The 10,322-nt window shown below is 37.2% G+C and carries 6 protein-coding genes; 2 read left to right on the forward strand and 4 right to left on the reverse strand.

The genetic code is table 11. The annotated features are described in order from the left end of the window. Nucleotides 1–303 precede the first annotated feature (303 nt). Nucleotides 304–591 (forward strand): glycine betaine ABC transporter substrate-binding protein, encoded by a 288-nt coding sequence (locus tag F6K13_RS05640; RefSeq protein ID WP_240038955.1) that lies wholly within the window; start codon nt 304–306, stop codon nt 589–591. 846 nt (nt 592–1,437) lie between these two features. Here F6K13_RS05640 and ppc read toward each other — a convergent pair. The 3 genes from ppc to F6K13_RS05655 form a co-directional block, all read right to left on the reverse strand. Then, nucleotides 1,438–4,533, reverse strand: coding sequence for a phosphoenolpyruvate carboxylase (gene ppc, locus F6K13_RS05645; protein ID WP_124144259.1), 3,096 nt, complete (start codon nt 4,531–4,533; stop codon nt 1,438–1,440). 468 nt (nt 4,534–5,001) lie between these two features. Further along, nucleotides 5,002–5,178, reverse strand: coding sequence for a hypothetical protein (locus F6K13_RS05650; protein WP_161564974.1), 177 nt, complete (start codon nt 5,176–5,178; stop codon nt 5,002–5,004). Nucleotides 5,179–5,672: 494 nt separating this feature from the next. Next, on the reverse strand, nt 5,673–5,903 hold the full coding sequence (locus F6K13_RS05655; protein ID WP_124144258.1) for a hypothetical protein: 231 nt from the start codon (nt 5,901–5,903) through the stop codon (nt 5,673–5,675). 696 nt (nt 5,904–6,599) lie between these two features. Between F6K13_RS05655 and F6K13_RS05660 the strand changes: the two genes are divergently transcribed. Continuing rightward, complete coding sequence (locus F6K13_RS05660) at nt 6,600–9,818, forward strand: DUF1574 family protein (protein WP_124154627.1); 3,219 nt, start codon at nt 6,600–6,602, stop codon at nt 9,816–9,818. A 105-nt stretch (nt 9,819–9,923) separates the two neighbouring features. Here the strand turns inward: F6K13_RS05660 and F6K13_RS05665 are convergent, their stop codons facing one another. After that, nucleotides 9,924–10,061, reverse strand: a complete 138-nt coding sequence (locus F6K13_RS05665) for a hypothetical protein (RefSeq protein ID WP_161564973.1) — start codon at nt 10,059–10,061, stop codon at nt 9,924–9,926. Nucleotides 10,062–10,322: the final 261 nt, after the last annotated feature.

Here is a 10,322-nt window from a genome sequence, read left to right on the forward strand (position 1 = left end):
TCTATCTTTGTGAAAACCGCTATAAAAGTAAAAAAAAAGAGTGATTATAAACTAATATTGTTAATCTAGCTCTAGAAAAACTCGGCTATAAAGTAGAAAAGCCAAAGGAAATTGATTACCCAGCACTTTATATTTCTATGGGTAATGGAGACTTAGAATATAGTGTTATTTATTACTTACCAGGACACGAAAAATTCTTTTAAAATGCTGGTGGTGAAGAAAAATTAGAAGGAGTTGGAATTTTAACTCCTAACGGAAGAAGTGGATATCAAATTTATAAAAAAACAGCAATCTATAGGAAATTTGACTGAAAAAGATACATCTCTAGATGGAAAAAATCTAGGTTTTCCCTTACTGCAACAGCATATTGTGGCTAATAAAAAATTCCTAGAAGACAACCCAGTTGCTCAACGATGGTTTGAATTAGTACAAATTCCAGTAGCAGATATGAATGTTGAAAGTTTACTTATTAAAGAGGGTGAAGACAAACCAGAAGATATTCTCCGTCATGCTCAGGAGTGGATAAAAAATAATCAGCAAAAATATGATATTTGGTTAGAAAAAGCGAGAAAAGCTGCTAATTCAGCATAAAAAAATTGCTGATTTTTTAATAATAAAATTGGTTTTAAATTTTATAAAAAAGCTGATACTACTTTTCACATTTTTAGGTTTCAGCTAATTCATAAATAAGTATAAATCAGAGCAAAAAATCAGGAATTAAATTAATTTTAAAATCCTGAAAAAAGTAGGAAGCATATTAACAAGCTTATTAATAGTTTTCACTTCCTGTCAAAAAACTCCTCCTGGAATAGTTACTATTCGTAGTGCCAATAGTACCTGGATACAAGAATTATTTCAAACTGAAGTAGTGAATATAGGCTTAGAAAAACTCGGCTATAAAGTTGAAAAAAACAAAATAGACTTGTCGCTTTATAACTTCAAAAACCCCCAAAAACCTTGTTATATAAGGATTGTAGCTATTGGTGGCTAAAAAGGCCTTGAAATTATTGCTCTGTCTAGGTTGGAGCGATTTTTTCCCTCTATTTAGCGACAACTCTATTATTTTTTGTCAACCTTTTCCCTTACTGCACTTTGATCTACTCAGTTGTAAATACCTGAGCGCTCATTGCTATAGGACATCGGGTCACTATGATGATTTATGTCGCGAGCAAGATGATCGCACTAATTGTCCTAACCAACCTGGCGGTTGCTATATATTTTATGGTCAGATTGATCGCTAGGCAAAATTATTTTTTGTTCCCTACTCCCCTACTCCTGTAGGAGCAAACGGCCGTTAGCTTCGCATAACTATCGTTAACGCCCCTACTGCCTACTACCTACTTCCCTAATGTTGTCTATCAAGGGTGAAAACTGCGATCGCTATAAAAAGAACATGGGTAGTTTTGAAATTCACCCACGCCCTCATCTCACTCTTCCTCAACCTGTATTCCGCATTCCAGCAGCAATACCATTGAGAGTCAACAAAGCACCTTGTAACAACTCACCCTTACTATAGCGAGAGTGAATTACTCCTGGCGTACCTGTATCATGCTGACGCAGGCGTTTCAACAAAGCTACCTGCAACATACCTAGAGGAACAATATTAGCATTCCGCAACTGCACAGAACGCTGCAAATCTGGCTCTCCATCTAAAGGTCGTTGATGGCCAGAAATTTGTAAAACTAAATCCCGCGTTAGGTGATATTCAGTAGCAATTTGCTCAAACAACGCCTCAAATCTTTCCCGGTCTTCTGGATTAGATAATTCTCGGACATAATAATGAGCCATTTGTAAATCTACCTTCGCTAGAGTCATCTCTACTTTAGAGATTGCAGTAGTGAAAAATGGCCATTTTAGATAAAAATACTGCAAAAGTTTCAGGTGTTCTTCTGGTTGCTTTTGCACAAATTCTTGTAAAGCTGTTCCTACCCCATACCAAGCAGGTAACAGGAAGCGACTCTGAGTCCAGCTAAACACCCAAGGAATTGCCCGTAAACCAGAAATTGTCTTCTTTTTATCATTTTTCCTCCGAGCTGGACGAGAACTAATTTGTAGTTGACTAATTTCTTGGATCGGGGTAACTTGATAGAAAAACTCTACTAAATCCGGTTGTTCATAAATCAGATGTCGGTAATGAGTGCGCGATCTTACCGCCAACTCCTCCATAATGTCATTCCAGGTGTCAATTTCATCAAACCCTGTATGTAGTAAACTAGCTTGAATAACTGCAGTAGTAACATTTTCTAAGTTATACATTGCCAACTGAGGCAAAGAATATTTAGAAGCTAGCACCTCACCTTGTTCAGTAATCTTAATCCGCCCACTAATACTCTTACCTGGTTGAGCTAAAATAGCTTTGTAAGCAGGACCGCCACCACGTCCTACCGAACCACCGCGCCCATGAAATATCCGTAATGCGATACCATATTCCTCACCAATTTTATGTAAAGCTTTTTGAGCTTTATGAATTTCCCAGTTACTACTGAGGAACCCAGAATCTTTATTACTATCTGAGTAACCAAGCATCACTTCTTGCAAATAAAGAGTCTTTAACTCAGATTGCATTTGAGAGTCTGCTGGTTCTTGTAATTGATTATATCCACCAGCAAGTGCTGCCCGATACAAAGGCAATTCAAATAAATTGCGCATCACCCTGGGAGCATTTCTCAAGTCTTCCACTGTCTCAAACAGAGGAACCACCTGAATCTCACTTTTTCCAGTTGCCGGGTCATACAGTCCTGCTTCTTGAGCTAGCAACAACACTTCCAATAGATCGCTGACATCACGACTCATACTGATAATGTAAGTTTGGCAAATTTCTGGGCCAAACTCTACCTGTAACTGTCGCAGCATTCGGAAAGTGTTAATGATTTCGCAAGTCCTCTCAGAAAAAGGTAGTTCTGTAGGAATTAGTGGGCGACGAGTAGGCAATTCTGTTGATAGCCACTCAGTTCGTTCTGCCTCTGACATTTCAATATAGGGTTTAGGCAGAATTTGTAAATATTCAGTAACTTCATTAATCACAGCCTCATGGACAGAAGATTCCTGGCGGATATCTAGTCGTGCTAAATTGAAGCCAAAAATTTCTACCTGGCAAATGAGATTTTCCAAGTCACTACAGCTTAAACCAGTTTCGCTCAAGTTACGTTGAATTAGTTGTAACTCTTCTAGAAATTCGCCACCAGAACGATAAACTGCTGCTGTTTCTCGACGTTGGGAGAGAACTTCCATTTCTCTTTGGAGAGAATCACCATTATACAAGCGCCAGTTGCGATCGCGAGTATTTTCCAAACGCTTTCTCACATAAGACAACTTCAACCTATATGGTTCTCGCCGATAACGAATTGCCCATTGGTCATATACTTCGGGCATTTGCAATTGGTCGCGGTCTAACGAGTCCAGCAGTTCTGGTAAAACATCACTCCAATGCAACGACAAACTTAAAAGTTCGATCAGGGAATCAATAATATCAATATACTTATCTAACGCTATCTTCCGTTGATAGCAAGCTGTTTGCCAAGTCACCTCTGGTGTACAAAAAGGATTACCATCCCGGTCAGCTCCCACCCAAGAGCCAAACTTACAGAAATTGAAAGTAGGTGGTTTTAAGTAAGGGAAAGAACTATGCAGAGCTTGCTTAAACCTTTGATATAGTTTGGGAGTAGCTTCAAACAACACTTCTTCAAAGTAATGAAGAGTCGTTTCTACTTCATCAAGTACAGTAGGTTTAAATTGGTGTAGTTCGTCTGTACGCCACCACAAACGAATTTCTTCTGTTAACTGTTCCTTGAGAGATTCTGTTTCCCAGGATGAAACCATTGAATTTTCCTGTTCTCCATCTACAGACAATTCTGAAAAACTTTCTTCTACTAGATCGAGCTGTTGGAAAATTTTGGCAATGCGTCGCTGTTTTGTTCTAATTGTATGACGTACAATTTCTGTAGGATGTGCTGTAAACACTAGACGGATATCTAATTGATCAATTAATCGTTGAATTAATTGAGATGGCACATTCAGAGTCCGCAATAGGGGAAATAGATAATGAAATGTCCCCTCTCCTTCAGGTTTATTTCTGTTATCGCTCCAGACAGGAATACTTCCCATCCGCAATGAACAAGCTTCACCATCCTTAACTTCATCATCTTTAAAGATTAGTTTTCCCAGACCTTTGTTGTTAGAGTAGGCTAGTTGTTGAATCCTTTGTTCATAATGTTGTTCAACAATATTGATTAGCTGAAAATATAAAGCAAAAGCTCGGGCGGCCCGAATTGCATCTTTGAGTTCTAACTGTTCAATAAGTTGTACAATTTCTGAATCTAGAAAGTTAAAAGCTTGTCCTTCTGGAGAATTAACCGAGCGCATTTTCTGGAGTATACTTACCAATTCTTGGCCACACTCTTGCCTTAGCACTAATTCCCATAAATCTTCAATTATTTTAATTCGATTACCCAGAAACATACCTGAAACTTTAGTCGGGGGATTATTAACCCCTTGTTCTAGCGTTGTCTGTTCTGACTTTAGTAGTGAACTCATATTACCTATTCCTTAGTAGATACTGATATCAAAATCAATATATTGTTTAATACTTTTATACTCGTTCAATGAGATTTAGTAGTACCAAATTATCAAAATAGCTATTGCTAATAGGGGATTTTTCAACTATTGTTGGTTTATTAGGCATTGGTAAATTACAGGATGAAATTTGTAGGGGCAATCCCCCAATGATTAACCGGGGTAGGTTACAGAGCGGTACCCCAAAATATAAATTATCCCATCAATTACCAACGCCGTTTATTAAAAAAATATATATTCCTCATTAAATACCTCTTTTTCCACCCTTTCTTTTAACAATAAATAACTTTTTGCTTCCCACTATTAAAAGGAAGCGAGAGTCATTAATCTTTCTCTATAAATTTCGTGAGTCATTTTTCATCTACAAGTTAAACCCCCTAGCTCTTATCTGCCAAAATTTTTGTAGGCTATTCAGTAGCTTACATTTAGTCATAGGTCTAGTGTTAAAATACTTCTAAGTTCTACATCACTAAACCAACTATCTGGTAATTTTGTTTTTGTTAATGTTTTTATAACATTTTGGTTATTTTCCCAATCGTTAATCAGAAAAATGCCAAATACTAAACAAGCATCATGGAATAAATGTGCTTTTTTGACATATTCCACTTGCTTCAAGGAGTAGGGATCATGGCTCCCGCGAGACCGCTTAACTATGCTCTAATATTGCGGTAGTATTGTATAGGTTGTGCTGTCCCCTGTCATTCAGGTGGTTAACCTCAGTTGGCGGATGCCGTCCGCTACCGTCCGCTACTGTTTTATTCACTGAATCTTATTTTATTAGATACTTTGGTTTGCTCTAGTTTTTTGCTGTTTTTTCGCCACCGCAAGTTCGGATATTTTGACCTTCTGAGAACACTTTACCTATATTTAGTAGGGGGTTGCATATTTCAACTAACATTACTGTATCATACACCTGAGAGTAAAGTAGGCCTTTGAGAGCTAGGCTTTCAGCAATGTTTTTTGTTAATTAATCACATAGTAGTAGAGGCTTTGAGCTAACCTATAGAAAAGGATGGGAGTTGTTGCACCCTTAATCTTAAGTTTAAAAAATCTTAGGAATTTGTTGAAAGAAACTATAAATAGTCAAATAACAAATAAAATTAGGAATCTGATGAATTTTGGGGAAAATTAAGCATTGGTAGACGATCGCCCCGAAATATTTCCTCACTATAGAGGCCAATTTCTGGTAATAATTCATTAATGGCTTTATTACCCAATAATCCTAATAAAACAGGACCAGTGGCCAAGCTAAGTAAAATATCTGAGGAAATTTTCCAACTGGGAGCTTTTATTGTAGGATTTTCAGAGGAATTTTCTCGAAAGGATTGCATTGATTTTACCTTAGTAAGTTTATACGCTAGAACTTAATATAGCAAGCTTAACAAGACTCAAGCATATTCAGCCACTCAACAAATTTCGATAATATTAAAGTTTGGTTGAATATTAATTGTTAAGATGGCAAGACAGCTAAAAGTGAGAAATAATTAATAAGTTTGATATGATGATATAGCATTTTTTATCATTCAAAGCTAAAATCAATAGAAATTTTTCTTAATTTATTAGTCCGTGGCTCCTCAGAGACTGTTTGCCAACAAAAGTAAAAATAGGGCCTGTGACTAAATACTTACCATTTCTGGAATAATGGTCAGTTTTAAACCTCACGCACCGCGTGCTTGGGAAGCGTGCGTTACGTAACACGCTTTGCACCCTACGCGATTTAATATTTATCTTTTCTGTGGCTGATTTAATACCCCACCGTCAACGGGGGTGCTTAAAATTGTTTGGAGTTTAAATCCATAAGCAATTAGACCTTCTGCCTTCTGCCTTCTTCAATTGATAAATACTCTCTAAATTTTCGCTCATATCATCATATAGTATAATAATATACGAATATACCCATGATTTTCAACTATATTATATGAATTTTAGCAATAGGCTTTCCTTTATATATGTTTATACGCTACAGTCCAAAATGTCACTAACGAATAGTTAAGCCGAACAAGGGAGTCTCCCACAAAAAGGAGAAGATGAAAGGGAATAAAACTATATTGACGGAAAATCGCTCTCCTTTAGGAGATTGGGCACAAGAAGCTTTGGGACTTCCAGAAGTGCAAGTACAGGTGAGATTGCGTGGCAATCATTTACATATTCTCTGTGAAGCCGAAAAATGTCCAGAAATGAACTTTGCACTAGCCCAGTTTTCCCAGGCACTGGGTCAGGTCGATCTAGAATCTCTACTACCTCCTAATCAACCTCGAATTTACCAGATGTTTCTATGTGGCCGAGCTTTAGGTCGCAGGAGACCTGACTGGACAGTAAAACTTGATGGTAATAAGGTAGGAACTCAGAGTCAACAGATAAATACTCCTTCTAGTTCCTCTGATTCAAAAGTTGATACTCTCTCGAAGTCTAATTATGTTGTTCCTGCAAAACACCCACAAAATCAAAATGATAGTCAAACTTTACCGGAAGAACATCTGAGAAAAGTCACTGTTGGACAATCTCCGAAACTAGATATTAATCACAACGCCTCTGAATTACTTTCAACTCCCCACAAGGCATCTGTGTTGACAAATGACACATTAGACCATTCACAACTGATTTCATCACCAAGATTAAACTCAGAAAATTCCTCTGTTACTGAATCAACACAACCCAATGAATTAGAAGCAGACTCAGAAAATACAGAAGAATTAGACCAATATTTACTTGATTCTCCCCTGACGGTTTCCTATCAAAGATTGGCCAAATATGGCCATCCAGATGCAATTGCTAGTTATCTTAGTGAAGTTTTAGGTGAGTTAGGGGTTTCTGTAAATGTCAGTATTCGAGAAAGACAACTTAAGGAAAAATTAACAGAAACTACCCAACAATCAGAAGATTCTGCCAAAAGTCCTGAATTGAAAACCCAAAAAATTCTATGGGTCTCTTGTGAAGCAGCTTATAGTCCAGCTCCATCTCTATTGGCAGAACCGATCGCCCAAAAGCTACGAGACTTAAAGCTCAAAGATTTCCATGAAGCTTTAATTTCTCTACTTGTTCAGGGTGAAACTGCACCGGACTGGATGCTGCGGGTGGATCTAACTCCACCCGATCTGATGCTACAAGAATGGGCAAGTTGGGGAGATGTGGCAGCAATTGAACGTTTGCTACAACAACAATTTACTACTCTTGAAATCAAGATTCGAGCTACTCTCAAAGAATCTACATTACATTTATTCTGTACTAATACTAATAACTCAAACCAAGAAGCTCCAGATAAAAAGAAGACAAAAGAAGCGATCGCCTCTACATTATCTACTATTCTACCTAGAGGTATCCAAGCTGCTACTATCTATGGTTGTATTATTAATGAACCGAAACAAAAATCGGAGTCACCTCTTTGGATCGACTGGTTGAATTTACCAGCATCAGAAAATTCAGAGATGGCAGCAAGTGCTAAAGTTTTGGCAAGTCAGGGAAACTATGAAGCTATTAGTTTTCTGTTAAACAAATTACTTAATCCAGACCTCGATCAAAAATTACAAACAGGTGGTATTCGAGTACTAATATTACCTAAGCAGGAATTATTGCACGTTATGAGTGAAGCTCCTACTTGTCCTTCTCAATCTCAAGTAGGACCACCCATCGCTCAGTTTTTGCGTCAACTTCAAGTTCCTGGAATTAGTGGGGTCAGGGTGTATGGACGTCGTGCTGGTCAAAAATTGCCTTTGTGGCGCTATGGTATTAATTTTACTGCCAGAAGTCGTCAGTATTCGGAACAACCTCCGGAGTTTGCTGCTTCTGCAGAAATGGATTTGTTATTAGGAAAAAGAGCAGATCGTGTTTTTCTCAAGTTAACACCACAGAAAACTGAAAAATTTGACTCAAAGCTGTTAACTCCTCATAATAATTACACAGTTACAACACAACTTTTTACGGCTATTCAACAGTTACTTATTACTTCTCGTTTGTTCATTCCTAATGAAGAATACTCTACACAAATGGGTAATTCATTGACATATAATACTTTTAATTCCGGTAAATGGGTTACTGCTTTTGCTTGTGCTGCTATGGGTATTTTGTTGACAGTTCAAACCGATCTAAAATTAGGTGCAATATTACAGCAACTTCCAGATATTTCCCGGTCTGGAAGTATTTGTCATGGTCCGAATTGTCAAACTCCTACAGAAGTGAATGAAGATGCTGTGGAAGCTCCTGAATTTTCTACTTATCCTAGTTTTAATAGTCCGCAATTAGATGAACAGTTAGTTCGTTATCAACAATATTTACAAGTAGAAAAAAAACTACCAGATATTTTAATAGTTGGTAGTTCTAGAGCATTGAGAGGGGTTAATCCTACAGTACTTGAGGAAAGTTTAGCAACAGCAGGATATCCAGATTTAAGAGTTTATAATTTTGGCATAAATGGGGCAACAGCTCAGGTGGTAGATTTAATTGTACGTCAGGTTTTACCAGCAGAACAACTGCCGCAATTAATTATATTTGCTGATGGAGTTCGCGCTCTTAATAGTGGCAGAGTGGATCGAACTTTTGATATTATTGCGAGTTCTGAAGGCTATGAGGAAGTAGATGCTGGCACATTTACTATTGAGACAAATACATCAGAAACATCTGTTAATTTTGACATTAAAAAATACCAGCAAATATTTAAAAATATCCAGGGAAAAATTGAGGAAATATCGGTGACTTATCAACAGCGCGACCGCCTCAAAAGTTTAATAAATTCAATCATAAATAATCCGAAAAATTGGAATTTTTTGCAGCAACAAAAAGACAAAGATTTAGCAGTAGAAGATATTGATAAATTAGACCAATTTCAATCTAACGGTTTTCTACCAATTTCAATTAAGTTTGAGCCAGAAAATTACTATCAAAACTATGCTAAAGTTTCAGGTAAATATGATGCAGATTATGCTAACTTCCAGTTGCCAGGAAAACAAATAACTGCACTGAAGAATTTACTACAGTATACTCAGTCAATAGGGATTAATTTTGTATTTGTGAATATGCCTTTAACTACAGCATATTTAGATGAGGCGCGAACTACCTATGAACAAAAATTTCAGGAATATATGCAGCAGTTATCTCTAGAATATTCAAACTTTTTATTCCGAGATTTAGGTGGTGCATGGCCAGATGCTTATGACAAATTTTCTGACCCTAGTCATTTGAATCTTTATGGAGCGATCGCTGTTTCTCAACAGTTAGCTGAGGATAATATTATCCCTTGGTCAGAACCTTAAAATTTAGGTTTTAGGTTTGGGGTTTTAGGTTTTAGGTGGAATTTTATTAGAATTATACCAATTTGATAAATGTTTGCTACAAATAGTTAGGCTATTTCTTAGGAGTCAACCTACCTCTAACCCCTCCCAGGAGGGTAACTCAGTCGGACCGAGTCCCACGGGAATTGCTTCAATACCAGTTTTTAGGTCGTAAATTCTATTTTTCGTCAAAGGGACATTTGTTGCAAAATCTTTTGATCGCACTTATTATTCGTAACATTATTTTTTCAAATTAGTATTATAGCAGAAGGAAGAAGAAATAAGGAAAAATCTTGCATTATCTGAGTTTTAAGCTTTTGAGATGTCCTAACTTTCCTGAGACTGCTATAAATCCCTAATATAGCAATGAGCGCTGGTATATTTACAAATTGTAGTAGGGGCAAAAGAGCTAGAAGTCTTATATTATCGGCAATTTATTCCCCCTGTTCCCTGTTCCCTGTTGCCTGTTCCCTGCGCACAGCGCTA

It is taken from the genome of Okeania sp. SIO2B9, assembly GCF_010672505.1.
GTDB lineage: Bacteria > Cyanobacteriota > Cyanobacteriia > Cyanobacteriales > Microcoleaceae > Okeania > Okeania hirsuta.